At 66.3% G+C, this 25281-nt stretch carries 24 protein-coding genes; 7 read left to right on the forward strand and 17 right to left on the reverse strand.

The window, feature by feature from the left end:
* Positions 1-38: 38 nt before the first annotated feature.
* Positions 39-2690 carry an outer membrane protein assembly factor BamA gene (gene bamA, locus ETR14_RS18055; protein WP_129387060.1) on the forward strand — a complete coding sequence of 884 codons (2652 nt, stop codon included), beginning with the start codon at positions 39-41 and terminating at the stop codon, positions 2688-2690.
* A gap of 5 nt (positions 2691-2695) precedes the next feature.
* On the opposite strand, the gene ETR14_RS18060 is transcribed toward bamA, so the two are convergent.
* The 8 genes from ETR14_RS18060 to ETR14_RS18095 form a co-directional block, all read right to left on the reverse strand.
* Entirely contained in the window at positions 2696-3931 is a 1236-nt protein-coding gene (locus tag ETR14_RS18060) for a glycoside hydrolase family 18 protein (protein ID WP_129387063.1), read from the reverse strand.
* Positions 3928-4893, reverse strand: coding sequence for a nitrilase family protein (locus ETR14_RS18065; RefSeq protein WP_129387066.1), 966 nt, complete (start codon positions 4891-4893; stop codon positions 3928-3930). Before ETR14_RS18065 ends, ETR14_RS18060 begins: the two co-directional genes overlap by 4 nt.
* A 158-nt stretch (positions 4894-5051) precedes the next feature.
* Positions 5052-5636: a porin family protein gene (locus tag ETR14_RS18070; protein ID WP_129387068.1), complete on the reverse strand. Its 585-nt coding sequence runs from the start codon at positions 5634-5636 to the stop codon at positions 5052-5054.
* Positions 5637-5782: 146 nt separating this feature from the next.
* The gene (locus ETR14_RS18075) at positions 5783-7108 is read right to left on the reverse strand and encodes an ATP-binding protein (RefSeq protein WP_129387071.1); all 1326 of its coding nucleotides are present in this window, start codon (positions 7106-7108) and stop codon (positions 5783-5785) included.
* A 20-nt stretch (positions 7109-7128) separates the two neighbouring features.
* Entirely contained in the window at positions 7129-7863 is a 735-nt protein-coding gene (locus ETR14_RS18080; RefSeq protein ID WP_165356513.1) for a response regulator, read from the reverse strand.
* Positions 7864-8255: 392 nt separating this feature from the next.
* The gene (locus ETR14_RS18085; protein WP_129387074.1) at positions 8256-9035 is read right to left on the reverse strand and encodes an SDR family oxidoreductase; all 780 of its coding nucleotides are present in this window, start codon (positions 9033-9035) and stop codon (positions 8256-8258) included.
* Positions 9022-10245, reverse strand: coding sequence for a zinc-dependent alcohol dehydrogenase (locus ETR14_RS18090; RefSeq protein ID WP_129387077.1), 1224 nt, complete (start codon positions 10243-10245; stop codon positions 9022-9024). The genes ETR14_RS18085 and ETR14_RS18090 overlap by 14 nt, the downstream gene beginning before the upstream one ends.
* Before the next feature lie 18 nt (positions 10246-10263).
* Positions 10264-10956, reverse strand: a complete 693-nt coding sequence (locus ETR14_RS18095) for an SRPBCC family protein (RefSeq protein ID WP_243455574.1) — start codon at positions 10954-10956, stop codon at positions 10264-10266.
* A 287-nt stretch (positions 10957-11243) separates the two neighbouring features.
* Here ETR14_RS18095 and ETR14_RS18100 point away from each other — a divergent pair, with 287 nt between their 5' ends.
* Positions 11244-11954, forward strand: a complete 711-nt coding sequence (locus tag ETR14_RS18100; RefSeq protein WP_243455575.1) for an oxygenase MpaB family protein — start codon at positions 11244-11246, stop codon at positions 11952-11954.
* Here the strand turns inward: ETR14_RS18100 and ETR14_RS18105 are convergent.
* Positions 11951-13189, reverse strand: a complete 1239-nt coding sequence (locus ETR14_RS18105; protein WP_129387083.1) for an NAD(P)/FAD-dependent oxidoreductase — start codon at positions 13187-13189, stop codon at positions 11951-11953. The genes ETR14_RS18100 and ETR14_RS18105 overlap by 4 nt on opposite strands.
* A gap of 138 nt (positions 13190-13327) precedes the next feature.
* On the opposite strand from ETR14_RS18105, the gene ETR14_RS18110 reads away from it, so the two are divergent.
* A complete protein-coding gene (locus tag ETR14_RS18110) occupies positions 13328-14245 on the forward strand; it encodes an SDR family oxidoreductase (protein ID WP_129387086.1) in 918 nt (305 codons plus the stop codon).
* A gap of 41 nt (positions 14246-14286) precedes the next feature.
* Here the strand turns inward: ETR14_RS18110 and ETR14_RS18115 are convergent, their stop codons facing one another.
* From ETR14_RS18115 to ETR14_RS18150, 8 genes are all read right to left on the reverse strand, one after another.
* A complete protein-coding gene (locus tag ETR14_RS18115) occupies positions 14287-14679 on the reverse strand; it encodes a four-helix bundle copper-binding protein (protein ID WP_129387089.1) in 393 nt (130 codons plus the stop codon).
* A gap of 26 nt (positions 14680-14705) precedes the next feature.
* On the reverse strand, positions 14706-15740 hold the full coding sequence (locus ETR14_RS18120; RefSeq protein ID WP_129387092.1) for an SMP-30/gluconolactonase/LRE family protein: 1035 nt from the start codon (positions 15738-15740) through the stop codon (positions 14706-14708).
* Between the two features lie 95 nt (positions 15741-15835).
* The gene (locus ETR14_RS18125; protein WP_129387095.1) at positions 15836-17164 is read right to left on the reverse strand and encodes a dicarboxylate/amino acid:cation symporter; all 1329 of its coding nucleotides are present in this window, start codon (positions 17162-17164) and stop codon (positions 15836-15838) included.
* Positions 17165-17175: 11 nt separating this feature from the next.
* Positions 17176-17976 (reverse strand): MetQ/NlpA family ABC transporter substrate-binding protein, encoded by an 801-nt coding sequence (locus ETR14_RS18130; protein WP_129387098.1) that lies wholly within the window; start codon positions 17974-17976, stop codon positions 17176-17178.
* A gap of 8 nt (positions 17977-17984) precedes the next feature.
* The gene (locus ETR14_RS18135; RefSeq protein WP_129387101.1) at positions 17985-18650 is read right to left on the reverse strand and encodes a methionine ABC transporter permease; all 666 of its coding nucleotides are present in this window, start codon (positions 18648-18650) and stop codon (positions 17985-17987) included.
* Positions 18647-19378, reverse strand: coding sequence for a methionine ABC transporter ATP-binding protein (locus tag ETR14_RS18140; protein WP_129387104.1), 732 nt, complete (start codon positions 19376-19378; stop codon positions 18647-18649). The genes ETR14_RS18135 and ETR14_RS18140 overlap by 4 nt, the downstream gene beginning before the upstream one ends.
* Positions 19379-19646: 268 nt before the next feature.
* Positions 19647-19853, reverse strand: coding sequence for a DUF2945 domain-containing protein (locus ETR14_RS18145; RefSeq protein ID WP_129387107.1), 207 nt, complete (start codon positions 19851-19853; stop codon positions 19647-19649).
* A gap of 72 nt (positions 19854-19925) precedes the next feature.
* Positions 19926-20504 carry an HD family hydrolase gene (locus ETR14_RS18150; protein ID WP_129387110.1) on the reverse strand — a complete coding sequence of 193 codons (579 nt, stop codon included), beginning with the start codon at positions 20502-20504 and terminating at the stop codon, positions 19926-19928.
* A 101-nt stretch (positions 20505-20605) separates the two neighbouring features.
* Between ETR14_RS18150 and ETR14_RS18155 the strand changes: the two genes are divergently transcribed.
* The 4 genes from ETR14_RS18155 (at position 20606) to ETR14_RS18170 (ending at position 25208) form a co-directional block, all read left to right on the forward strand.
* Positions 20606-21211, forward strand: a complete 606-nt coding sequence (locus ETR14_RS18155) for a TIGR02466 family protein (protein WP_129387113.1) — start codon at positions 20606-20608, stop codon at positions 21209-21211.
* A 66-nt stretch (positions 21212-21277) separates the two neighbouring features.
* A complete protein-coding gene (locus tag ETR14_RS18160) occupies positions 21278-21826 on the forward strand; it encodes an RNA polymerase sigma factor (RefSeq protein ID WP_129387116.1) in 549 nt (182 codons plus the stop codon).
* 36 nt (positions 21827-21862) lie between these two features.
* Complete coding sequence (locus ETR14_RS18165; protein ID WP_129387118.1) at positions 21863-22822, forward strand: FecR domain-containing protein; 960 nt, start codon at positions 21863-21865, stop codon at positions 22820-22822.
* Positions 22809-25208 carry a TonB-dependent receptor gene (locus ETR14_RS18170; protein WP_129387121.1) on the forward strand — a complete coding sequence of 800 codons (2400 nt, stop codon included), beginning with the start codon at positions 22809-22811 and terminating at the stop codon, positions 25206-25208. Before ETR14_RS18165 ends, ETR14_RS18170 begins: the two co-directional genes overlap by 14 nt.
* Positions 25209-25281: the final 73 nt, after the last annotated feature.

The following is a 25281-nucleotide window of genomic DNA, read 5'->3' on the forward strand; positions in this document are numbered from 1 at the left end:
GAGCACCGGGTACAGATCTGAGCTTGGAAGCATCATCCGTGACATCCACGAACATTCGAACGATCCGCCGCGTTTCCGCGGCGCTGCTGATCGGCAGCACGCTTGTCGCGCCGGCCGGGGCGCAGGACACTCCGCCGCCGTCCGGATCCACCCCCAAGGTCTCGCCTCAGTTCGCGGACGGAAAGATCCTTTCTCTGGCAGTGAACGGTGCCCAGCGTCTTGAGAGCGAGACCGTGATCTCCTACGTCAAGCTGCGCGTGGGCGAGGCCTATACGCGGGAGCGGCTCGATGATGCGCTTCGCGATCTCTACGCGACCGAATTGTTCGCCGACGTCCAGATCCGCGACGATCACGGCGCGCTGACCGTCCAGGTCAGCGAGAATCCGGTGATCAATCGTATTCTGCTGGAGGGTAACAAGCGGATCAAGGACGAGAAGCTGCGACCCGAAATCCGGTTGCAGCCGCGCCAGATCTTTACCCGCTCCAAGGCACGCGCCGACGTCGCCCGGATCATCGAACTGTACCGACGGCAGGGCCGTTTTGCGGCCGAGGTCGAGCCGAAGATGGTGCAACTCGATCAGAATCGCGTCGATCTCATCTTCGAGATCCGTGAAGGCGTGAAATCGAAGGTCCGCCAGATCAACATCCTCGGCAACACCCATTTCTCCGATGGTGAGATCCGCGCGCAAATGGCGACCAAACGCACCGGTCCGCTCAGCTTCCTCGGCTCCGGTGCCGTCTACGATCCCGATCGCCTCGCCTACGATCAGCAGAAGCTGCGGCAATTCTACCTAATGCAGGGTTTTGCCGATTTTCGAGTGGTCTCCGCGATCGCCGAGCTCACGCCCGACAAGACCGACTTCATTATCACCTATGTCGTTGAAGAAGGGGAGCGCTACCGCTTCGGCGAGGTCAAGGTCGACAGCGAGATTCGCGATCTGCCCTCCGAGCGGCTCCGGCCGATGCTGCCGATGAAGCAGGGCGACTGGTACAATGCCAAGCAGATCGAGGACACGGTCACCGCGATGAACGCGGCGGCGGGAACGTTCGGCTACGCCTTTGCGGACGTCTCGCCCCAGTTTCAGCGCGACAAGGACAAGAAGACGATGTCGGTCACGTTCCGCGCGAGCGAGACCCCGCGTGTCTATGTCGAGCGGGTCGATATCAACGGCAACCGGCTGACCGAAGACAAGGTAATCCGCCGCGAGTTCCGGCTGGCCGAAGGCGACGCGTTCAGCAGCGTTCGCATTAAGCGCTCGCAGGATAGGATCAACTCCCTCGGCTTCTTCCAGGAAAATCTCGAGATCCGCCAGGAACAGGGTTCCTCACCCGATCGCGTCAATCTCGCGGTCGACGTCGAGGAGAAAGCGACTGGCGAGCTCCAGGTGTCGGCGGGCTATTCGAGCCTCGAAAGCTTCCTCGTCAACCTGTCGATCACGCAGCGCAACTTCCGCGGCAAGGGCCAGATCGCCCGGGCGTCCGTCGCCTATTCGGCCTACTCGAAGTCGGTCGAGCTCGGCTTCACCGAACCCTATCTGTTCGACCGCAACATCGCGCTCGGAGTCGATATCTTTCGCCGCGATTACAACAGCTTCAACTATATCGGCGACGATCGGAACACGACCTATAGCCAGGTCACGACCGGTGGCCAGATCCGCCTCGGCGTGCCGCTCACCGAATATAGCTCGCTTGCCCTGCGCTACGGCCTCAGCCAGGATGAGATCTCGCTCGACAAGGCGACCTATTTCACCGACCGCGACGGCAATGGCGTCGCCACCTGCGACCCCCTGATTGCCGGCCGCTATCTTTGCAGCGAGCTCGGTAGCCGGCTGACGTCTTCGGTCGGTTACAGCCTGGCCTACAACAATCTCAACAACAGCATTCGCCCGATCGAGGGCGAGCGCCTGACCTTCTCGCAGGATTTTGCCGGCCTGGGCGGCGACGTCCGCTACATCCGCAGCCGGCTCGAGGGCGCCAAATATTGGGGTCTTGGCGACAGCGGCTTCGTCCTGCAGGCGAGTGCCGAGAGCGGCTACATCCATCCGCTCGACAAGAAGGGCGAGGACGGCAGCGACGCCGTCCGCATCACCGACCGCTTCTTCCTCGGCGAGCCGCAACTCCGCGGCTTCGACATCCGCGGAATCGGTCCCCGCATCCGCCGGGTTCCCTATGAAAGCGACGGCACCCTCTCCACCGACAAGAGCAGCTGGTCGGAAGATGCGCTCGGCGGACGCGCTTACTACAAGGGGTCGCTGGAGCTCGACATACCGGTGCCGGGCGGCCTTCGGGAGATGGGTCTGCGACCGTCCCTCTTCGTCGATGCCGGCGCGGTGTTCGGCGTCGACACGCCCGATCTTCTCGATCTTCCGCCGGGATCGGCGGCGCTGACGCGTGCGACGCTCACGTCCGACGGCCTCCGCCAGTGTACCGACAGCACCAGCGGTGCGGTCAGTACGATCGCGGCCGGCGCGAGCGGCTGCCCCGACGGATCGACCTTGGTTGCCACCTCGATCTCGCCCTTCAAGGAACTCTATTACGGCAACAGCGCCAAGCCCCGCCTGTCGGTCGGCTTCGGCATCAACTGGAACTCGCCAATGGGCCCGTTCCGCATCGACATCGCGAAAGCTCTGCTGAAGCAGAAAGGCGACGGCACCAAGCTGATCACGATCAACGTGGGAACCGCGTTTTGATGATGTCAGGGTTTGCAGCCGCCGTTCACGCTGTCGTGCATGGCGGTGACCAGGCTGCCGTCATCCTGAGACGCCTCCCAGGCGAAGATGCCGGCAAGACCGCTCCGGCGCGCCCACATGCCCTTGGCGCAGATCGATCGCGGGTTGTCGAACGACAGGAGGCGTCCGTCGCTGACGGCATAAGCGGCCTCTGCCGCCGTGTCATACCCTTCGCGCACCCCTTTCGCGGAAAGATCGCGTGCGGTGAGGACTCGATAGGGAACGCTGTCGACGAACGTTCCGGTGGGGGTCGCGGCCGGGAATCTCCCCTGGTCCCAATCGACGTCCTTCCATTCGCGCGCATAGAAGGCCGCGCCGATCACCATCTTCGCGCGCGGCACGCCGGCACCTGCGAGGGTTTCGATCATCGCATCGGCGCCATAGCCGTCGGTCGCTGCCGAAGCGTGAAGATTGGTGTGATGGCCGGGCGGACCGCCGCCGCCCGAATAATCGCCGCGAACGGCGAAGCTCTTCTCCGGCGTGAAGTCGTAGGTCATCACGAACAGGTAGTTGAACGCGCCCTGGCTGGTCTTCCAGTCGACGCCCCGGACGCTGCGAGGATAGCCTGCGATCGCGGCCGTGAGCTGGTAGGATCGGCCCGAGCGGTGGCCGAGATCGTCCAACGCTGTGCGCAGGCTTTGCGCAAGCGCGTCGAAGGCCGGGGCTTCCGCCGCTCGCTCCACTTCGGGGAGAAGCTTGCGAAGGTTGTCGCCACCGCCGGGATACTCCCAATCGATGTCGATGCCGTCAAATTGTGGATGACTCCGCAGAAAGCGCACCGCCGAGCTGACGAAGCGGGCGCGACTGGAGGGGGTGCGAACCATTTCGGGGTAAAGGGGCATTCCCCATCCGCCGATCGAGGCGAGTATCTTGAGCTTGGGGTTGCGCCGCCTCAACGCGTCGAGCGCTGCGATCTCGGCGCTGGTCTTCCGGTCCCTCGGCACCGTCATTTCATGCGCGCGACGGCCCTTGCAGGTTGCCGCACGGGCGGCGCCCGCAGCCTTGGTGTCGCTCGGATGCGAGCCGCACAGGGTCGCGAAGGCATAGATGACATGGGTGAGCTTTTCGGCGGGCAGCGCCGCGGAAGCCTCCGGGTTGCCGGTGGCGGCATAATAGGTTCCGACGACGGGCTGTGCCTGCAGCGGAGCGGCGCCCACGCCGACCAGCATCGCCCACAGCCATTTTGGTGCCGCACCCCTCATACGGGCTCCGTCGAGAAGCGTGCTGCGCGGGGATCGAGTTCGTGGCCGAGCCGCTGGGTGAGGAGGCCGTACAGCTCCGGCCGGCGGCCCCGGATCCAGCGCCTCCCGCTGCACAAGGGCAGGAGATCGAGGTCCAGATCGGCGGTCACCATGGCGTCCGCAGCCTTGTGGGTCTCGGCGAGGATCCGACCGTAAGGATCGATGATCATCGCATTGCCGGTGCGGACTTCGTCGTCGTCGAGACCGACGCCGTTGCTGAACAGCATGAAATAGCCGTTGTCGTGCGCCCGCGAGGGCAGCCAGCGCATCAGCCATTCCCTTCCTTTGGGCCCTGCGAACTCGGCTTCGATCGCGGCGCGATCGACGTCGCGCCGATGCCAGAGTTCGGGATCGATCGCGCCCATCGCATGCGGGCTCCGCGAGCGGGTGCCGCCGGTCTGGTGCGGCGCAAGCACGATGTCGGCACCGAGCAGCGCGGTGGCCCGCGCATTCTCGACGATATTGTTGTCGTAGCAGATCAACACGCCGAGCCGAACGCCCAGTCCGCTGTCGAACACGGTGTAGGCATCGCCGCTGTCGATATGCGCATTCTCGAATGCGTGAAGCTTGCGGTGACGATGGACCGTTCCGTCGGGAAGGCACACGACATAGGTGTTGAACAGGCGGCCATCCGCGCTGCGCTCGAGCAGGCCGGCGCCGATCACCATATCGAGCTTGCGGGCCAGCGCCGCGATGTGGGCAGTGGACGGACCGTCGGGCACGCTCTCGGCGAGCGCGTCAAGCGGCGGTCGATCGAGATTGCGAACGTGCCAATAGCCGGTGATGCACATTTCGGGGAAGGCGAGGATCTGCACGCCGTCCTCCTTTGCCCGCGCGGCGAAGCCCTCGATGACCGACAGATTATAGGCCTTGTCGTCGGCTCGATGGGTAAACTGGACGCTGCCGCATCGAACGCTCTTCACGCTATCACCTCCGAATCGTCTCTGTGCGCGTGCGCATGATGGAGGCGGAGCGGCTGGGAGCAAGCGGGATCGAATATCTCGGCGATACCTTGGGGGCCGCCATCCCCGCTGAGATAGCGGGCGCCCCGCAGCGACCGGGCCGCGGGGCGGGTGGCAAGTCAGAACCGGAGACCGAGGCCGGTCACGACATCGTTCCGGGACACGCCATCCTGATAGTTGGAGTAGCGATACTCGGTCTTCAGATAGGCGGCCTTCGAGAGCGCGACTTTGATGCCGGTGCCGAGCCGGACACCATCGAGGTTGACGGTGTCGACACTGGTTAAGCCGGCACTGCTTGTCTCCTGCCCGACACGGAAGTTGGTATAGCCGAGCTTGCCGTAGAGCAGCGCATTCGAGCCGATCCGGGTGCCGAGCCGTCCGGAAAGTTCGAGATCGCGTCTGGCGTGGGCACCATAATCCGTGGTGCCGTCGCTGAACGCCTTGTCGACATCCGAGAAGGTGACGCTGGCTTCCACGCCGGCGATCAGATTGGCGTTCAGCGGAAGATCATAGCCGACGCCCAGACCCCAGGCGATGTCCGATTCCTTGTTCGTGCCCGCAATGCCATAACGGGCGAGATCGAAGCGCAGCTGGTCCCAGCCGATCGTCGCTTCGACGCGCGGGCCGGTGAAGTCTTCGGCGCGCGCCGCGCTGCCATAGGTGACGAGGGCCGTCGCTGCGAGACCGATCAGTCCGTAGTTCATGAGGTTTTCCTTCCTTCCAAACAGGGTCCCGGCGCGGGAGGGGGGTGACCCGCGCCGGAACCTCTGCTTCTGAAGGCGGTGCGTGCCGGAAGGATTTCGGCTTCGTGTCGTCGCTCGCCGCCGCTGTCACGCGGCGAAATGACCCGTCATCCGGCGAGCGGGAGCGACACCCGGGCGCACAGGCCGCCCTCGGCGCGGTTGTGCAGGCGCACTTCGCCGCCATGCGCGTCGGCTGCGGTCTTCACGATCGCCAGCCCGAGCCCCATCCCGCCCGTCCCTCGGTTGCGGGATCCCTCGGCCCGGTAGAAGGGTTCGAATGCGCGGGCGAGATCCTCGCTGCCAAGGCCCGACCCTTCGTCGGCGACTTCGACGATCGCCCACCCGCCATCGATATCAAGCGTCACGATCGCGCGGCGGCCGTAGGTGACCGCATTGTTGATCAGGTTCGCGAACAGCCGTTTGAGCAGGATCGGATCGCCGTTGACCGTTGCCGCCGCCGAGCGGACCAGGGCCACGTCACGGCCGAGATCGGCGAGATCGTCGATCACCCCCTCGACGAGCAGAGCAAGATCGAGTGGCTCGTGCACCCTGGGCTTGGCCTCGTTCTGCACGAAATCGAGGGTGGCGGTGATCATCTGCTCCATTTCCGCGATCTCCGCTTCCGCCTTCACTCTGATCGGGTCGGGCGCCGCGGCGAGATGAAAGTTGAGCCGGGAAAGCGGGGTGCGAAGATCGTGGGCAATCGCGCCCACAACGGAAGTGCGCTCGGCGACATAACGTTGCAGCCTCGTTTGCATGTCGTTCATCGCCAGTGCCGCCTGCCGGATCTCCGCAGGCCCTTCCACTTCGAGCGGCTCGACCTCCTGCCGGCGTCCCAGCCGCTCGGCGGCGCCGGCGAAGGCGCGGATCGGCCGGGCAAGGCGCTTGCTGAAAAGCCAGGCGAACGGCGCCAGGATGACGACCGTGAGCAGGATGCGGACGATCGTCGACAGTTGCCAATTGGCGAGCGGACCGCGGCGGGTGCGGGTCACCGTCGTCCATTGGCCGTCCGGCAGGCGCGCCGACACGGTGAAACCGCCGAACACGATCGGGTTGAACTCGCCTTCCTCGGCGTAGAGCCGATATTCACGCTCCATCTGGGTCTCGGCACCCGCCAGCATCCGGGGATCCTTGCGCGACCGATCGATCCTGACCTGATCGGCGGGAACGCCGAGGTAGCGTGCCACCGAGGTCGCGACGAGATCGCGCCCGGTGCCGAGTTCGGCCGGCGGGCTTGCCGACCGCGTGCGCGCGAAGCTCGTCTCCAGCTTTGCGATCGGGCGTCCGTTGATCAGGCGCGCAATCTCGTGGGCAGTCACCGGGGCGTCGTTGGGCGGGGGCCGGAAGACGATGATGCCGACGTTGAGCAGGGCGACGGTCAGGGCGGTCGCGAAGACCAGCACGAGGGTGCGGCTGAAGATCGAATCGGGCATGCGCAGACGTCGGCGCGGGTTCACTTCCGGGAAACCCGCGGCAGGAACATATAGCCCTCGCTGCGCACCGTGCGGACCAGCTCTGTCTCGGTGCGGGTGCCGAGCTTGCGACGGAGCCGGCTGACCTGAGTATCGATGGCGCGGTCGAACGCGTCGCTGTCGCGGCCGCGGGCATATTCGAGCAATTGATCGCGGGTCAGCACCCGTTGCGGCCGCTCGACGAGCACCCGCAGCAGCGAGAATTCGCCTTCCGACAGGCTGATGATCACGTTCTTGGGATCGCGCAGCACCCGCCGCACGACGTCGAACGTCCAGCCCTCGAAGGTGTAGACGCTGCCGCTGTCGTCCACCTCCTCATGCGGCTGCTGGCGGCGCAGCACCGCGCGAATCCGGGCGAGCAATTCGCGCGGGGAGACCGGCTTCGGCAGGTAATCGTCAGCGCCGACTTCCAGCCCGATGATCCGATCGGTCTCGCTGCCGAGCGCCGAGACCATTATGATCCCGATCTCGCGGCGGCTCGACAGCGACCGCGCGATCGACAACCCGTCCTCGCCGGGCATCATCACGTCGAGCACGACGACGTCGACCTCCTGCTCCTCCAGGATCTGTCGCATCGAGACGCCGCCTTCGGCCTCGAACACGGCATAGCCGTGCCCGCGGAGAAACTCTCCGACGAGGCTCCGGAGCGCAGGATCGTCGTCGACGATCAGGATACGGGTCTTTTCTTCCACGGCGGCGGTCACTTGCATCAGCATGGTCGCGCCATGCCATTCCCACTTAGACTCGATTTTTCAGCACGGACAGATTGGCGACACAAAGCGTGTCCGCCGGAGCACAGGGGAGGGGAAAGCGCGGAGACCCACGTGATACCCGTTCGGGCTGAGCCTGTCGAAGCCCTCTCTTTCTCCTTTTCCGCAAAAAGGAAGGATCGACTTCGACAGGCTCAGCCCGAACGGTGGCATTTGTCCCTCGCCTGCCTTCTCATGGATACGCACAAGAAGGGCTCCGGAGCAGCGACTCCGGAGCCCTTCGCTTGCGGGCGGGATGACAGGGAACCGGCAAGCCAGGCGTTTGTGGCCCGGCTTTCTTGCGCTTCTATGCCGCAACCATGTCGCACCTTTGCGGCAGCGACATGGAGGCGCCACGTTCAGTCTTCGCCGCTGCCCGGCTCCGCCTGCGCGCGATGCATCTGCGCGGAGACGCCGCCGCCGAGCACGCTCGCACCGGCAACCTGGAGCTTGTTCTTGAGCCCGTAGATGACGCTACGGTCTCCCTTCATCAGCGCCTCGTAGCCGGTCTTGGCGACGTCCGCGGGATCGTCCTTCTTGGCTTGGCCGACCTTGGTGTCCTCCATGCCGGCCCGCTCGAAGAATTCAGTCTCGGTCGCGCCCGGCTTCAGGCAGGTGATGGTGACGTTGGTGTCCTTGAGCTCGTTTACGAGCGCATCGGAGAAGCTGTCGATGAACGCCTTGGTGCCGTTGTAGACGGCCTGGAAGGCGCCGGCGATGTGACCGGCGATCGATCCGGTGATCAGGATACGACCGTCATCCCTCGCCACCATCTCTTTGGCGACTTTCTGGATCAGATAGACAGTGCCGGTGATGTTGGTGTCGACAACGTGGCGCCAATCGGCGGGATCCTGATCGAGGAAGGCATGGCCGAGGCCGTGGCCGGCATTGGCGAACAAGGCGTCGACTTGGCGGCCACCGGTGGCGGCGAGCAGGCGGTCGACGCCTTCGAAGGTCGACAGATCCGCTTCGACATTCTGCACCTGGACGCCGTAGCCGGAAAGCGCCGACGAGGCGTCGACCAGAGGCGTGTCGGCGGCGATCACGAGATCGTAGCCGTCTTGGGCGGCGAGCTTGGCGAGTTCGAGGCCGATGCCGGTCGAGGCGCCGGTGACGATGGCGAGCTTAGGCTGGCTCATGAATCTTCTCCTGCTGGGTTTGTACCGCGCCTTTCTCCAGGCCGGGCTTCAAGATGATCTTGGTGTAGGTGTCCTGGTGGTCGTGCCAGTGGCGGTACATGTCCGGTCCATCCTCCAGGCTCGCGTGGTGCGAGACGAGGAAGGTGGTGTCGATTTTGCCTTCCTCGATCATGCGCAGCAGCTCGGCGGTGTATTTCTGGACGTGGGTCTGACCGGTCTTCATCGTCAGCCCCTTTTCCATGAAGGCGCCGATCGGGAACTTGTCCATCATCCCGCCATAGACGCCGGGAACGGAGACGCGACCGCCCTTGCGGCACGACAGGATCGCCTGCCGGAACGCGGCCGGGCGATCCGTGCCTAGGAAGGTGTGGGCCTTCACCGTGTCGAGGATATTGTCGATGCCGAGGCCGTGGGCTTCCATGCCGACGCAGTCGATGCAGGCATCCGGGCCGATGCCGCCGGTCATCTCGAACAGGGCCTCGCGCACGTTCACTTCGCGAAAGTGCAGGATCTCGGCGCCGAGGCCCTTGGCGAGTTCGAGCCGGCGCGGAAAATGATCGATCGCGATCACCCGGTGCGCGCCCATCAGGAAGGCGGACTGGATCGCGAACAGGCCGACGGGGCCGCAGCCCCACACGGCAACGGTGTCGCCGGGCTCGATCTCGGCATTTTCCGCGGCCATCCAGCCGGTCGGCAGAATGTCCGAGAGGAACAGCACCTGGTCGTCGGGCATCCCGTCCGGGATGACGACCGGGCCGACGTCGGAATAGGGCACCCGCAGATATTCGGCCTGGCCGCCGGCATAGCCGCCGGTGAGATGCGCGTAGCCGAGCGCGCCGCCCATCGGATAGCCGTAGAGCGTCTCCGACATGTCCGACGTGGTCGCCGGATTGGAATTGTCGCAGGCCGAAAATTGCTGCTTGCCGCAGAAATAGCAGCTGCCGCAGCTGACTGTGAACGGGATCACGACCCGCTGACCTTTCTTGAGCGGGCTCTTGGCGCCGACTTCGACCACTTCGCCCATATTCTCATGGCCGAGAATGTCGCCGGCCCGCATCGTCGGGATGTAGCCGTCGAACAGATGCAGGTCCGACCCGCAGATCGCCGTGGAGGTGATCTTGATGATCACGTCGCGCGGATGGACGATCTCGGGGTCGGGAACGGTGTCGACGCGGACGTCGTGGCGCCCATGCCAGGTGAGTGCACGCATGCGGGATTGCTCCTGGTGTCAGAGATATTGCTTGGTCGGCTCTTCCGAGCGGCGGCCTGACGGACTGGCGGAGCTGGTGACTTCACCGGTCTCCATCAATTGCTTGAAGCGGCGAAGGTCGCGCCGTGCCTGCACGTTCGGCTCGCGCTGCAGCACCTTGGCGATCGCCCGCCCGACGGTGCCCGCCGGGGGGTCGTAGGTGATCGTCGCACGAACCATCGTGCCGCGCCCGGGCGCGGCATCGATGAACTCGACCCGCCCGGCATTGCGGATCGTTGCGCCTTCCTCCGATTCCCAGGCGATCACCCGCCCGGGTTGATCCTCGGTGATCCGGCTGACGAACTCGATCTCGGTTCCGGCCGGAGCAGCGATCGTCCAGCGGGACCGGCTGTTGTCGAGCGTTTCGACCGCCCGGACATTGTCCATGAACTGACTCAAATTCTCGAACTTGCGCCAGAAATCGTAAAGTTCCTGCGCATTCCGGTTGATCGTCACCGTTCGCCCAATCAGGGCAGGATCGGGTTTGCGGCTGCCGCGCAGGGTGGATGCTGGCGCGTCGCTGAGCAACGGTTCTCCCGCCGTCTCGCTGCGCTTGCGCCCGAAATAGAGGGCGACTCCGGCCGCGGCCGCCATCGCCGCGGCGCCAATCAAGGTGCGCTGCAGGGTGTCGCCGCGTTCGTCCTCGTCGCCGCTGAGTAGAAAGCCCGTCAATCGCTCCTCCTCAAGATTAGGAATCGTCCATCTTCACAGCATTTTTGCCGTAGGACTTCGGATCTGCAAATCGGTGGATGGTTCTGATTGTTGTGAACCAAGCGGCGGCTGGTAGGTTCCTGCAAAAGGGTACGGCCTTTCGGACCCGTTTCAACGATTGATCGATGCAAGCTCTTCAGCGCGCTATCCAAGTTCAGGTGCAACGTCTTGTCGGAGGCGGAGAAACAAGCTCCGATCTTCTCCGCGGCGGAGCGCCATTCGTCTCTCCCGATGCCGTATGCCGGGAGGTGCACCGGGATTTCACCACCATGCTGGTCGGCGGCATTTCCGGCCTTCTGCTGCAGATGCTGCATCCGGGCGCACTCGCCGGCGTTTGGGACCATTCCGAGTTTCGCAAGGATATGTCGGGCCGGCTGCGCCGCACGGCCGAGTTCATCTCGGTAACGACCTACGGCAGCGCCGCCGATGCCGATGCGATGATCGGCCGGGTGCGCCGGATCCACGATCATGTGCACGGCACTTTGCCGGACGGAACGCCTTATTCGGCGAACGATCCCGATCTGCTCACCTGGGTTCACGTGGCCGGTGCGGCGAGCTTCCTCGCGGCCTATCTGCGCTATCGCAATCCGGGCATGCGCGGCGCTGATCAGGATCGTTATTACGCCGAGACCGCGATCACCGCGGAGCGCCTCGGCGCCGCCGAACTCCCGCGCAGTCGCCGCGCCGTCGCGCTCTATCTGGAAAGCGTTCGGCCGAACCTGCTCTTCGATCACCGCACGGCCGATGTCGCCCGGGCTATTCTCGGCCAACCGGCGCCGTCGCTCGCCCTTGTCCCTTATCGCGAGCTGGTGACCCGCGCCAGCATCGACCTGCTTCCGCCCTGGGCTGCACGGATGCACGGATTGTCGGTGCCGCAGCACCAGCGGCCGGCGGTGCGTGCCGGCTTGCGCAGCGTCGCCGCGGTGACCCGCTGGGCGCTGGAGAGCAACGCGGCCTAGGCTGCCGCAGGCGAGCCCAGGGCGGCGAGCGCCTGTTCCGCCGCCCTCGTGCCGGTTGCATGAGCGCCGTGGGCGGTCGAGAAATCGTCACGCGAGCAGGCTTCGCCGGCAAAGAACAGGCGGTCCTCGACAGGGGCAGCAAGGGCGCGGCGAGCGTCGGCATGTCCTGGCAAAGCGTGACTGTAGGAGCCGCAGGAGAGCGGCGCGCTTCCCCAGCCGGAGGCGGCGAGCGGCCGGAGGCGTTTCGGGAAGTCGCTGCCGAACAAGGCGGACAATTCTTCCGCCGCAAACGCCGTCATCGCGCGTCCGCCGTCATCCTCGAGCGCTGCGGCACCGCTGCCGCCATAGAAGGCCTCGATCACCGGGCGGCCGAACGGCCGCAAATAGTAGCTGCCGGTCTCCGCGCGATGCGGGGTGCCGAGCAGGTGGCCGTCCGCCGGCAAGTCCCCGGCTTCGTCGACGGCCAGGAACAGCTTGTTGGCGAGGCCGAGCGGAAGGCACGATGCGGCGTGAAGCTTGTCGTCGAGAGCGAGCGCGACGTCGCCGCGGGCGAGGATCGGCGTCGGCAGCGCGACGATCACCGCCCGCGTCGAAAGCACGCCGCGCGGCGTCGAGACGCGTAGCCGCGCCGCTTGCCGATCGATCCCGGTGACACAGGTGTCGAGCAGGATCGGCAGCTCACGCGCGGCCCGGGCGATCAAGGCGCCATACCCGCCCGGCAGCCGCCAGTTCACGTTGGTGTCGGCGCGTTCGTAAGCCAGGAAATCGGCGACGGAGAGGTGCGCCAGGCCGACGCCGTTCATGTAGCCGCTCAGTGCGTCGATATACGGGTTCCAGGGCGATGCAGGGTCCAGCGCATCGGCGGCGCGGTCGCTCGCCGGCGGATCATCGCGCAGGCGGCTGTGAAAGGCTTCGTAAGCGGCGCCTGCCGCCCGCTGCGCGTCGGGAGGAAAGCCGAGATCCCGATATTGGCGGCCCCATGCCGGCGGAGTCCGGTCGATCGCCGCGCCGATCCTCCCGGCCACGCGCGTCCAGGGATTGCGGTCGCCCGAATGAAGCCAGCCGCAGCCGAGATCGAGCGGCATGCCGTCGCGCTTGACCGTCCAGGCCCGGCCGCCCACCCGGGCTGCGGCTTCGACGATCAAGAAGCTGAGGCCGCTGCCGGCGAGCCGCAGGCCCGCGGCGATCCCGGCCGCGCCGGCCCCGGCGATCACCACGTCATATTCGTCCGTCACGCCGTCGCCTCCCCGATCATCGATCCGCTCAACAGCCTGCCGCGCCCCAGGTTCATGCCGACGTGACGGAAAGTGTCCTCTGGAACAGCCCGCGCGACGATACGTCGACTGCGCGAATTGCAGCAGGAAAGGAATGCCATGGCTCAGGATCGCAAACCGCTCGCCCTGATCACCGGCGTTTCAAGCGGCATCGGCCTCGAACTCGCCCGCATCTTCGCGCGCGAGGGGCATGATCTCGTCATCGGCGGACAGGACGAAGCAAAGCTCACCGAGGCTGCAGCCCAGCTTCGCGCCGCAGGCGCCGACGTCGTCACCATCGCCGCCGATCTCAGCCGTGCCGAGGAGGTCGAGCGCTTTCATCGCGAGGCGACCGGCGACGGGAGGCGGATCGAGATTTTCTGCGCCAATGCCGGGGTCGGCATGGGCGGCGGCGATTTCACCCAAACCGATCTGAACGGCGAGCTCCGGTTGATCGATCTCAACGTGCGCAGTCAGGTCCATCTCACCAAGCTGGTCCTGGCCGACATGGCCGGTCGCGGCGCGGGCAAGATCCTGTTCACCGGCTCGATCGCCTCGTTCATGCCGGGTCCGTTCGAGAGCGTCTATTCGGCGTCCAAGGCCTTCGTGCACTCGTTTGCGGAGGGGCTGCGCAACGAATGGGCGGATCGCGGCATCACCGTCAGCGTGTTCATGCCGGGACCGACGGACACCAACTTCTTCCATCGCGCCGGAATGGACGATACGCCGGCGGGCGAGGGCAAGAAGGACGATCCGGCGCAGGTTGCCGCCCAGGCCTACAAAACGCTGACGGGCAATCGCCATCACGCCTTCACCGGCAGCCTGAAGACCCGGCTTCAGGGCAAGGTCACCGGTGCGCTGCCGCAGCCGCTGCGGGCGAGCGTCCATCGCGGGATGACCGAGCCGAACGACAGGCGGCCTGTGAAGCAGGCCGGGGTCGGCAAGGCGGCGATCGCCGGCGGTGTCGCGCTGGCAGCGGTCGGCGTGGCCGCGGCGGTCGGAATCAGCCGCCGCAACAGGATCGTCGAAGAGATTTGAGGCAGGGCGAACGGGGCCCGTACCGACCCCGTCCCGCGGGCTCAGAGCGTCTCGACGGCGGCGCGGCAGTCGCGTGCCGTTTCCCGGCACATCTCCGCGCAAAGCCGGCAATGCTCGTCGTCGTGGCGCGCGCATTCCTCGGCGCAGATGTCGCAGGCGGTGATGCAGAGCTGAAGCATCTCGCGCAGCACGATGTCGTTGCTGCCGGTGCGGCGTGTCGCCACGCGTGCGGTGGCGGTGCAGATGTCCGCGCAGTCGAGACAGGTGCGGATACATTGACGCATGTGCGCGACCATCTCCTCGGCCGCGCACGCGTCGGCGCAGCTCGTGCACATCGCCGAGCAGTACAGGGCATGCCGCACCGCCAGGGCGAGGGGTGCGTTGACGTTCCCGGCGACGTCCGGGTGCAGCGAAATCATCTTCTCGATCGACATTGCGGGTCTCCCGTTGACTAAAGGGATTAGTCTTCGTCGATGCGCCACAGCTCGGTCGCGGTGGCGGGGCCCGCCTCCGGATCGAACCAGGACGTGTCCATGATGTGCGACGAGGTAACGTAGATGGCGCCGTCCGGTCCCTCGGCGAAGCTGTCAGGCCAGCGCAGCCGGGAATCCTGCACCACCGTCTCCATCGCGCCGTCGGGCAGGCGACGCTTGACCGCATCCTCTTCCAGCGCGCTCAGGTATAGTCGTCCCTGCCGATCCATCCAGTAGCCGTCGGAGACCCCGACCTCGCCAACTCGTTCGACCTTCTCGCCGAGGGCGCGATCGTCGCGCACCTCGAGCGCCTCGGTGGCGATCCGGTACAGGGTATGTCCGGTCAGCGCCTGCCAGTACAGGAAAGCACCGTCGGGCGAGACCTCGATCCCGTCGGCAGCGAACTCGGCGCCGCGGCCGTCGGCTCGGCGCAGCACCTCGCCCCGATGCTTCACCAGCACCTTCGGATCGGGCTGGGTGCTCGGGTGGCCGTGGAGGACGCGCCAGGCTTCGCCGGTCCCAAGATCGACCACGATCAGCGCGCCGGTGGCGCCGGAATCGGTGATGTAGGCTCGGTGTCCGTCGGGGTGGAAGCGGACGTCGTTCAGATAGCTTCCTTCAGGCGCGACATCGTCGCCGAACATGAAGCTCTGCACCACCCGGTTCTCGGAGAGTTCGATGCGGACCAGCTTCTGTCCGCCTTTCACCCGTTGCTCGGTGGCCGGAGCGGCGGGATCGAGCACCCACAAGGATCCCTTGCGATCGGCGACCACCGATTGGACGCAGACCCAATGGTCGTCGGGCGTCATCTCGTTCTTGCTGGCGTTGCGCCAGCTGTTCCACTCTTCGTCCGGATAAGGGATGAGCGCGCCGTCCTTCCATTCGGCGACCGAGGCTGGGCTGTCCTCGGTCCAGCGCGGGAAGTTGACGAAGATCCGCCCGTCCTCGCTCACGGCGACGCCGGTGACCTGGTGATCGAAGCGGGCGACCAGAGAAAGCCGCCCGGAAGGTGTCGCTGTCATGCCCGTGCCTTTCCCGGTGTCGGCAAGCAAACCGGGCAGGCGGGCGCCTGTTCCGAACTTCCGCCCGCCACGGCCCAAAGGCCAGGGGCGCCGGATCAATGACGGCGGACGAGGCCGGCGGACAGGGACACGGGAACGTCGTGCGCGACGGCGAGCTGCTCCCGCTTGCTGACGATCAGCGGCACCAGGATTTGACCGGCAACGTTGACCGCCGTTCGGCCCATGTCGAGGATCGGGTCGATCGCGAGCAGCAGCCCGGCCCCCTCCAGCGGCAGGCCGAGCGTGGAGAGGGTGAGGGTCAGCATCACCGTCGCGCCGGTCACCCCGGCAGTCGCGGCCGAGCCGAGCACGGACACGAGCGCGATCAGCGCATAATCGGCCGGGCCAAGCGCAACGCCGTAGAATTGGGCGACGAACAAGGCCGAAACGGCCGGGTAGATGGCCGCGCAGCCGTCCATCTTGGTGGTCGCGCCGAGCGGCACCGCGAAGCTCGCATAGGCCCGCGGCACGCCGAGCCGCTCGATCGTCACTTCCTCGGTCACCGGCAGGGTGCCGATCGAGGAGCGGGTAACGAAGCCGAGCTGGATCGCCGGCCATGCGGCTGCGAAGTAGCGGCGCACCGACAGGCCGTTCAACCGCAGCAGCGCGGGATAGACGGCGAACAGGACGAGCGCGAGACCGAGATAGACGGCAAAAGCGAACCAGCCGAGCCCGGCCAGCGCCGTCCAGCCGTAGCGCGCGACCGCGGTGCCGATCAGCGCCGCGGTGCCGATCGGAGTCAGGCGGATGATCCACCACAGGATCCTGCGCACGATCACCAGCGCCGACTGCACGAAGGCGAGGAACGGTGCGCCGGCCTCGCCGCTCTTGACCGCCGCAAGACCGATCGCGACCGAGACGACCAGCAATTGCAGCACGTTGACGCCGAGGCTGGTGACCGGGCCGTGGTCGCCAAGGCTGGTCGTGGCGGTGAGGCCGAGGAAGTTGCCCGGGACGACGCTCTTGAGGAAGTCGGTCCAGCCGCCCTGGCTCGATGGCGCGCCCGCGAGATTTGCGGCGACGGCGGCATGCTTGCCCGGCGCGATCACCGTCCCGAGCAGCAGGCCGATCGCGACCGCGATGGCCGCAGTGATCGCGAACCAGAGCAAAGTCTTCCAGGCGAGCCGCGCGGCGTCGGCGACCGCGCGCAAATTGGCGATGCTGGCGACGATTGCAGTGAAGACGAGCGGGGGCACGATCGCTTTCAGCAATTGCACGAACAGCGAACCGATCGTCGCCAGCGCCTCGGCCAGCCACGGCGCCGAGGTCGCCCGGGCCACCAATCCCAGCGCAAGGCCGACGACCATGCCGGCGAGCACCTGGCCGCCGGTGCTGCCGAGACCCAGAGGCAGACGCCCGGCGTCCACGCGGCGTGTGATGCTCATGACGATGGTCCTCAGAAGGCCGGCAGCACCGCGCCCTGATATTTCTGGGCGATGAAGGTCTTGACGGCCGGGGAGCGCAACGCGGCGACCAGCTTCTGCACCCTGGGATCCTTGTCGCTGCCGGGGCGGCCGACGAGGAAATTGACGTACGGCGAATTGCCGTCCTCGATGAAGAGCGCATCGCGAACCGGATTGAGCTTGGCGTCGAGCGCGTAATTGGTGTTGATCAACGCAAGATCGACCTCGTCGAGCACCCGCGGCAGCGTCGCCGCCTCAAGCTCCCGGAACTGGAGCTGCTTCGGATTGGCCTTGATGTCCTTCAGGGTCGACAGCGGGTTGGCCGGGTGGGCGAGCTGGATCAGCCCGGCTTTCTGCAGCAGCAGCAGCGCACGGCCGCCATTGCTCGGTTCGTTGGGGAGCGCGACGGTGGCGCCCTGCGGCAGCTGCTGACCTCGCTTCCACTTGCGCGAATACCCGCCGAGCGGTTCGACGTGGACGCCGGCGATCGTCACCAGCCTGGTGCCCTGAGAGGCGTTGAACTCGTCGAGATAGGGCTTGGTCTGGAAGAAGTTGACGTCGATCTGGCCCTGACCAACCTGCATGTTCGGCTGCACGTAATCGTTGAACACGCGAATATCGAGCTTCAGGCCCTGCTCCGCGAGCTCCGGCTTGACGAACTCCAGGATCTCGGCGTGCGGCACGGCTGTCGCGGCGACGCTGAGCGTATTCGGATCGGCCTTGTCCTTGCCACCGCCGCAGGCTGCGAGCAAGGCGGCAGAGGCGAGGGCGATCAGGGTGCGACGGGTGAGCATCAGGAACCTCAACGATGATCGAAATGGCGGGCGAGGCGATCGCCGGCGAATTGGAGCAGCTGGACCAGCAGCACCATCAGCGCGACGGTGACCAGCATCACGTCGGTCTGAAACCTCTGATAGCCGTAGCGGATGGCGAGATCGCCGAGGCCGCCGGCACCGACCACGCCGGCCATGGCGGTAAAGGAGACGAGCGCGACGGCGGTGACGGTGGCGCCCGAGATCAGGCCGGGCAGGGCTTCGGGCAGCAGCGCCTTGACGACGATTTGCAGGCGCGACGCGCCCATCGCCTGGGTTGCCTCGATCGTCACGCGCGGCACCTCGCGCAGCGCGCCTTCCACCAGCCGCGCGTAAAAAGGCGCGGCGCCGACGACCAGCGGCGGGATCGCCCCGGCGACGCCGAGCGACGTGCCCATGATCAGCAGGGTCAGCGGGATCATCACGATCAGCAGGATGACGAACGGCACGGAGCGGAGGATGTTGACCAGAACGCCGATCAGCCGGTTGAGGCCGCGGCTCTGTGCGAGCTGGCCGTCGGCGGTCAGGAACAGCAGCACGCCGAGCGGAATGCCGAGCGCAACGGTGAGCGCCAGCGACGCCCCAAGCATCACCAGCGTGTCGAGCGTCGCCTGGCCGATGTCGCCCCAGACGATGTTGGCGAACAGGCCATTCATCGCGCCGCCTCGCCGAGCAGCCGAAGGGTCGCGTCGTGCCGCGTTTCACCGAACACCGACGCCACGGCACCGGTCTCGACGATCCGGCCCTGGTCGAGCACGGCGACCTGGTCGCAGACAGTCCGCACCACCGCCATTTCGTGGGTGATCAGAACGATGGTGAGGCCGAGCTCGCGGTTCAACTCGCCGAGCAGAGCGAGGATCGATCGGGTGGTCTCGGGATCGAGCGCACTGGTCGCCTCGTCGCAGAGCAGGATGTCGGGTCGTGTCGCCAGCGCCCGCGCGATGCCGACTCTTTGACGCTGCCCGCCCGACAGGCGGCTCGGATAGGCGCCCGCTTTGTCGGCCAGGCCGACCCGGGCGAGGAGTTCCGCCACCCGCACTTCACGCTCCGCTTCGGCGACGCCGGCCAGTTCCAGCGGCAGGGCGACGTTGCCGGCAACGTCGCGCCCGTCGAGCAATCCGAAGGATTGGAAGATCATGCCGATCCGACGGCGGAGCGAACGCAGCCCACCCTCGGACAGGCGCGGCAGTGAAATACCGTCGACCCGGACATCGCCTTCGGTCGGCCGCTCGAGCCCGTTGATCAACCGCAGCAGGGTCGATTTTCCGGCGCCCGACCGCCCAATCACGCCGAACGCCGCTCCGCGCGGAACCGTCAGCGAGACGTCGTCGAGCGCCGATGTGCCGTCGGCGAACCGCTTGGAAACGTTTGTGATTTCGATCATCGGCCGTGCAACGCGCCGTAACAGCGGAACGCCGCAGAGATGTCTCGATACGGAGAGGGCAGCCTGAAAAACATCAGAAGGAATTTATTGTCTACTGCACGAGTAAACAATCTACTCGGCTGCGCGAGCGCAATTAGCATCGTCGTTGCGCAACGGGGCGCGCCGGAGCAAAATCATGCTCTGCTGCGGCACTGCGGGAGCATATTCTCCCCTCCAGCTCCAGCGGTGGCGTGTGGATGGCTCTTATTATCGAGTCAGCCCGCCAGCGTCACTCGCGGGTCAGCGCCTCCGGCTTGTGCGCCGCGCGCTTACCTTCCTTGGTTTTGACGATGAACTGTGGTTCGTCCTTAGTCGCGGCGACCTTGTGGCCCTTGATGTGGGTCTCGCTCGTCTGCTTCTTTTCGACGGTGCCATGGGCTTCGCCGCCGTGGCTCTTCCACTTGACGTGATCGCCGGCCTTCAGGTCCTTGGCCATGTCGCTATCCTTTCCGGTTCGACGAGCAAGAACAGGTCTCGGGGGCGCACGTTCCTGATGCTTTCTGCCGGGTCAGGCGCCGAACCAGCCTTGCTCTCGGGCGATTTCGAGCTGCGGCAGCATATAGGCCCACAAGGCCGGGCATCCGGCGTTAATAGGCGGTCCGATCCGCGCCACCACGCGCTCGAAGGCAATCCCGTTCTCGCGCCAGCTCTGGCCGTGATTGGCGAGGTTGAGGAGGGCCGGCATCGCCCGGTCCACGGCGTTTGCGAACCGTGCGTCCGCCGTCTCTCCCGCCTCGAACTCTCGCCAGAGCGCCAAGAAAGGCGCGCCGCGATCCTCCGGCAAATGGCCGAAGATGCGTTTGACCGCCTCATATTCCGCCGCCTTGCGCTCCTCCCATCCGCCTTCGGCGAAGACGATCGCGTCGCCGGTGTCGATCTCGCCGACGTCGTGGACGAGCAGCATCGCGACGACCCGGCTCACGTCGACCTTTTCTTCAGCAAGATGGGCGAGCGAGGCAGCGAGCAGAGCGATCTGCCAGCTATGCTCGGCGCTATTCTCGTATCGATCGAGGCCGATCGGTTTGACCTTGCGGGTCACGCCCTTGAGGCGATCGAGCTCCATGACGAAATCAACATAGGCTTGCATAGAGGCCCTCCCTCAGGCGTGCTGCCTAGCGCTGCTCGGCGGCCCGGGCAAAGGGCGCATTGAAGCTGTTCGCGGCGCACGGCTTCGACTAACGGGGCGCAATGCCGATCCGATCCCTGTTTGCGACCCTGTTCTACGAAGGGGCGCTTGACGATCCCGCCCTGCTCGCCGAACTGGAGGAGGCCTGTCGTGCGCTCGCCGACGAGGATGAGGCGGGGCGGCGCTGGTCGCGCGATCACGGCTACCGCGGCTATACCTCTTATGCCTCGCTGAACGATCTGCCGATCCGCGATCCGCGCTTCGCCGATCTGGTGCGGCCGCTCAACCGTCACGTGGCGAAATTCGCCGCGGATTGCGCCTTCGATCTCGGCGGCCGTCGTCTGAAGCTCGACAGCCTGTGGGTCAACCTGCTCAAGCCCGGCGGGGTTCATGGCGCTCACATCCATCCCCACAGCGTCATCTCCGGTACGGTGTACGTCGCGGTGCCGCCCGGTGCCGGGCCGTTGAAGCTCGAGGATCCTCGCCTGGCGATGATGATGGCGGCCCCTACTCGGCGCGAGGATGCGCCCGAAATGTTACGGACGTTCGTGACTGCGCCGCCGCAGCCGGGTACCGTCTTCCTGTGGGAAAGCTGGTTGCGGCATGAGGTGGTTCCCGGCACCGGCAAGGATCCGCGGATCAGCATCAGTTTCAATTATCGGGTATAGAGTGAGTCATCGGCCGTTCATGGCAGGGGTGGGACTGGCTCGCCCTTGGGGAGATTGGGGAATCGCATGAGTGCCCTGGAGCGCGCTCGCGACGAGAATGCGGGGAGCCCCGGCGGGCTCGAGCAGGTCTACCTGGCGAACAGGCCGGCGCTGCTCCGTTTCTTGCGCGCGCGCGGGGCCGCCGACGAGGCCGAGGATCTTCTGCAGGAGATGTGGATCAAGGCTTCGGCAGGGGCGACCGGACCGATCCGTGATCCACTTCCCTATCTTTATCGCACCGCAAACAATCTGATGCTCGATCGCCGCCGCGCGGCGCAGCGGCAGGCGAAGCGCGATGCCGATTGGGTGGGCGCCGAGCCGGGCATCGAGCCGGCCGACGAACGGCCCGATGCGGAGCAGAGCGCGCTCGCCCGCGACGAGCTCGACACCGCCGAGGCCGCGCTCGCCCAGCTCGGCGAACGTACCGACACGATCTTTCGCCGTTTCCGGCTCAGGGGCGAAAGCCAGCGCGACATTGCCGCCGATCTCGGCATCAGCCTCAGTGCCGTCGAGAAGCATCTGCAGAAGGCCTATCGCGCGCTCGTCGATTTGCGGAGGCGGCTGGATGCGGGTTGAAGCGCGCCGCGGCGTCAGGGCATCGAGGTGACCCAGATGCTGAAGAGCCAGAGACAGACAGAAGATGAGGCGATCGGCTGGGTGATCCGGCTGCGCGACGGCTCGGCCGATGACTGGGACGCGTTCACGGCCTGGCTCGAAGCCGATCCCGCCAATCTTGCGGCCTACGATGTCGCGGCACTGGCTGACGCGGACGCCGAAGCTCTGCCGGCTGCCGCTCCGGCGCCCGTCTGGCAGCCTGCACCCGCCACCCCCGCGGTTCCACGCCGAACCGGCGACCGGCGCGCGTTCCTGGGCTGGGGCATCGCCGCGAGTCTCGCGCTGTTCGCCGGTTGGTATGGCGTCGCCGGATGGGGAAGCGGCTACACCGTCGAAACGGCGCCGGGAGAACAGCGCACAATTGCGCTCGAGGACGGCACCCGCATCGAGCTCAATGGCGGCACCCGCGTGACGCTGGACAAGGATCGTCCGCGCTTTGCGCAGTTGGATCGCGGCGAGGCGTTGTTCCGGGTGGTGCATGACAGCGCCCGGCCGTTCGAAGTCGAAGCGGGCGGATCATTGCTGCGGGATCTCGGCACCGTGTTCAACGTGGTCCGGACCGACGCGTCGCTCGACGTCGCCGTCTCGGAAGGCGCGGTGCTGTTCGAGCCCGATGGCGAGCGCAAGAGCCTGTCGCCGGGCATGGCCCTCAGCAAGGCAAGAGGCGCACGCGCCGAGGTGACCAGAGTCGACAATGACGCGGTCGGCGCGTGGCGGCAGGGGCGGCTGGTCTATTCCGGTGCGCCGGTATCGCGGATCGCCGTCGATCTCGGCCGCAACCTGGGTGTCCAGGTCCAAGCCGAAGCCGGTGCCGGCGGGCGCCCGTTCAGCGGCGTGATCATGCTCGACGGCGGCAAGGAGGAAGTGCTGTCGCGCGCCGCCGCATTGCTCGGTCTGGAGGTTGCTCGCTCGGGCGACGGATGGGTTATGAAGATGTCGACGGGTGCGGGCAGCTAGGGTCCTTACCGCCGCAGCAATCATCGTGTCGCTGAGCTCTGCCGCCGAGGCCGCCCAGCGGCATCGGCTGCTCTTGCCCGGCGGTCGTCTCGGAGACGCGGTCAACGCGCTTGGACGGCAAGCCGGGATCAGCATCGGTATCCGCGATCCCGCGCTCGCAGCGCTTTCCGTTCCGGCGGTTGCCGGTAAGCTGTCCGTCGAAGACGCGCTCGAAAGGATGCTGGCGCGGGCAGGGGCGCGGGCGGTTCCGCTTGGCCCCCGAACCTGGCTGATCGTCTCTGCCCCGCAACGGCGGCCTCGGTCCCAGCCGCAGCCGCCGCAGCGCGTAGCAAGGCTTTTGCCACCCAAACCCCGGACGAAGCCGGCCCGGCCTCCGGAGGCGATCGAGCCACCGGCGGAAGAGATCGTCGTTACCGGCAGCAAACGGCAACTTCCGCTCGCCGATTATCCCGGCGTCGCGACCTTGATCGATGGCGACGATCCCGCCTTCGCCGGCCTCGGTGGATCGGAGGCACTGGCCGGGCGGGTTTCGGCGGTGACGTCGACGCATCTCGGCCCCGGGCGCAACAAATTGTTCCTGCGCGGGATCGCCGATTCCAGCTTCAACGGTCCAACCCAGGCGACCGTCGGCCAATATCTCGGCGAGACCCGGCTCAACTACAATGCGCCCGATCCGGATCTGAAGCTGCACGACGTTCAGCGGATCGAGATTCTGCCGGGGCCGCAGGGCACTTTGTACGGGGCCGGATCGGTGGGCGGCATCATCCGCGTGCTACCCAACGCACCCGATCTCTATGACCAAGAGGGCGGTGCCTCTACCGGCCTCTCGGCCACGCAGCATGGCGGCATCGGCGGCGATCTCGCCGGTTTGATCAACGTGCCGATTGCCGAAGGGCGCGCGGCCCTGCGCCTCTCCTACTACGGCGAGTCCGAAGCCGGCTATATCGACGATCTCGAGCGTGGGCTGGACGACGTCAACCGCACGCGCACGGTCGGCGGACGCGCCGCCCTGCGCCTGCGCTCGCCAAGCGGCTGGACGGTCGATCTCGGTCTTACCGGCCAGCATATTCGCGGCGAAGATGCGCAATTCGCCGATCGGGACGGCAAGCCGCTCACGCGTCACAGCTATGTGCCGCAGGATTTCCGCAATTCCTATGCGCTGGCCGATCTTGTCGTCGGCAAGCACTGGGGCGATCTCCATTTCGTCACCGCGACCGGCGCCGTGCGGCAGACGCTCACCGAACATTATGATTCCACGCGCATGGGCGGTCCGCCGACCCAGTTCGAGCAGCGGACGGAGGTCACGATGCTGTCCGCCGACACCCGCCTTTCGCGCGAGGGGCCACAGGGACGGGGCTGGCTGATCGGCGCCAGCCTGATCAGCAATCGGTCGGAGCAGAGCCGCGCGCTTGGCCCACCCGATGTGTTGAAGCCGATCACCGGCGTGCGCAACGGCATCGAGGAAGCCACCGTCTATGGCGAGGCGAGCGTCGGCGTCGGACCGGCGATCACCGTCACGGGTGGGGCCCGGCTGTCGCACTCGCGATTGTCGGGCGCGGCGCTGGATGCGCCGCTCGCCTTCGCGGCGCTGCTCCGGACGATCGAGGCGAGCCGGACCGAAACCTCCTTCCTGCCTTCGGTCGCGATTTCTGCCGAGGCTTCGCCGCATCTGTCCTTCTTCCTGCGCTACCAGGAGGGCTTCCGTCCCGGGGGCCTGTCGGTCACCGGCGCTCTGGTGCAGCGCTTCCGCAACGATCGCGTGGCGACGCTCGAAGGCGGCGTGCGATTGCTCGGCGGACGCGACCGCAGCTTCGAAGGCACGGCGTCGGTGTCCTACACGCGGTGGAACGACATTCAGGCCGACATCATCGATTTCGACGGTCTGCCGACGACGACCAACATCGGTGACGGCCGCATTTACACGCTCGATCTGCGGGCGGGCTGGCGGCCGCTGCCGGGCTTGATGCTGGATGCTGCGGCCGTGCTGAACGACAGCCTGGTCACCAACCCGGCACCGAGCGTGATCATGACGCCCACCGCGCCTTTGCCAAACGTCGCCAAGGTGAACGCCAGGATCGGCGCCGAATATGAAAGACCCCTGTCGAGAGCGGTCACCCTCCGCATGTCGGCGTCCGCCCGCTACGTCGGTCGTTCGCGGCTCGGCATCGGACCGATCCTCGGCGAACCGCAGGGGGATTGGCTGGATACCCGCCTCGGCGCCAGGCTCGAGCGCGGCAATCATGCCTGGTCGTTCACCATCTCCAATCTGCTCGACGAGCGGGGCAATCGGTTCGCCTTCGGCTCCCCGTTCACGCTCAACGACACCCGCCAGGTGACGCCGATGCAGCCGCGGACGGTACGCCTCGGCTGGGACGTGCGCTTCTAAAAAAATCCTTTCGGTACGGGTGCGGGTCGGATTCCGCGGTGCCGTCTTGTCCTTCGAATGGGCGATCCGCCGG

It is taken from the genome of Sphingosinicella sp. BN140058 (assembly GCF_004135585.1).
Taxonomy (GTDB): domain Bacteria; phylum Pseudomonadota; class Alphaproteobacteria; order Sphingomonadales; family Sphingomonadaceae; genus Allosphingosinicella.